A 1,816-nucleotide genomic window follows, 5' to 3' on the forward strand; every position below is an offset into this window, starting at 1 on the left:
CGGAACCCGGCCAGGATGTACGGGTTGTCCTGGCTGCCGAGGGCTTCCGACCGGCCCGGCCCGTACAGCCTCCGCAACAGCGGCAGCAGCTCCGGGTCGCTCTGCTCCACCCAGTCCGCGCCGTTGTTGCGCGGCCTGCCGGTGATGGGGTCGGTACCGGTATTGGCGCCCTGATAGGCGTTGCTGAGCTGGGCGAAATACTCGTACGCCGTGCTGGACGAGTAGTTGGGGAAGATTCCGTCCGGCCAGCTCTGGGCGGCGCCGTCGCGCCGCTTGGCCTCGTAGACCTCCGTGATCCACTGACGGTCGCCGTCACTCAGCACCGAGTGGAGGGCGTGGGCCCACTCGTGGCGGGCGCTGGAGTAACCGTCGTCGAAGACGTCGGCGTGGGGCACACCGGTGGTGTCGCCCAGCAGATTCTCCTCGCCGACCCAGGCCAGCCGCCCGCGGAAGGCTCCTCGCTCCCCGTCCATGGCACGGCCGTGGTCGTTGGCCGCGTCGGGCTCGTGGAACGGGTCGAACGACGTCAGCGGCGTCTCCCGAGGGACCACGACGAGCCGTCGCCGCCCGGTCAGCAGAGCAACCGTGGCGTCCGCGTCACCGAGCATGCCGGAGATCAGAGCCTCGGCCTCCTGCCGGGCCTCCTCCGGCCGCTCCGTACCCGGCGGCACCACCACCAGCAACTGGGACGCCAAGTCACTGAAGTCCTGCGCCGGAAGCGCCTCGCGCAGGCCCGTCACCAGCGACGCGTCGGTGGCCAGAGCCTCCCGGTCCGACAGCGGCAGCGCCGCCACCGCCTCGGCGCGCTCGCCCGGCTCCATGCCGGGCAGCCGACCCGCCAAGTCGATCAGGCCGGGGGAGGGTGCAGCCGCGGCGGGTACGGGCGTGGGGGCTACGGGCGCGGCCGGGCGAACGGTCGTGTCCGAGGGCCCACTGTTCGCCGTGGTCGGAGCGGGTCCGCTGTTCCCAGTGGTCCGGGTGGGCGGCGAGTACTGGGAGTAGTAGACCTGCGAGGAGTCGACCGACTGCGAGTACACGACCTGCGAGTCATCGACCTGCTGCGGATAGCCGCCCTGCTGCGGATACGCAGACTCCGGGTACCCGGTCTGCTGGGGGTAACCGCCCTGCTGCGGATAAGCGGACTGCTGCGAGTAGTCGATGGGCTGGCCCACCAGCTCCAGACCGCGTCGCGCACGGGCCTGGTTGTAAAGGCCCAGGGAGAAGTCCGACAGCCTGGTGGCACCTTGCACCGTGGTGGCCTGAGTCGCATTCTCCGGCGAAGGCCCATACGCACGGTTCTCCGTCAGGACCACAGGCGGACTGATACGCGGGGCACCCCCCGGATAAGGGGGATTGGTCTCCAGTTCCACGGTGTTGGTGCGGATCCACAGCGCCTCGTCCTGATCGACGAAGCGACTCGGCTGCGCGACGAGCACATTGTCGAGATACTCGCGGAACGTAGGCGGCAGGGAGTTCGGACCGCGCTGCATCATCCTCCCGTCGAGCAGCGCGTCATCCGGCCGGGAAGTATGACGGTTGAAGGTCTGGGTGAAAGCTGCGGCTACCGCGTCGGCATTCGCCTCCAGGAACGCCTGGGGCACATACCCGAGACCGGACCGTATCGCGGCGAGAGAGGTCCGGGAGGACGCGACGGTGTATTCCTTCGGCCTACTCCTCGCCATCACTCCCCGAATGGCGGCAGCAACCTGCGCATAGACGAGCGTCAGCGCACCACGCAGCTCATCGGCGTCCCATGCCGCCAAGTAGGGGGCAAAATTCGGGTTCTGATCGACCCAGGACCGAAAAGCACCACGGA

Annotated in this window: 1 pseudogene; it reads right to left on the minus strand. The window is 68.9% G+C overall.

The window, feature by feature from the left end:
- Nucleotides 1-1,682, minus strand: a pseudogene (locus tag ACFU99_RS42440) (hypothetical protein); the annotation flags it as partial.
- Nucleotides 1,683-1,816 lie beyond the last annotated feature (134 nt).

This window comes from Streptomyces sp. NPDC057654 (genome assembly GCF_042800135.1).
Taxonomy (GTDB): Bacteria; Actinomycetota; Actinomycetes; order Streptomycetales; family Streptomycetaceae; genus Streptomyces.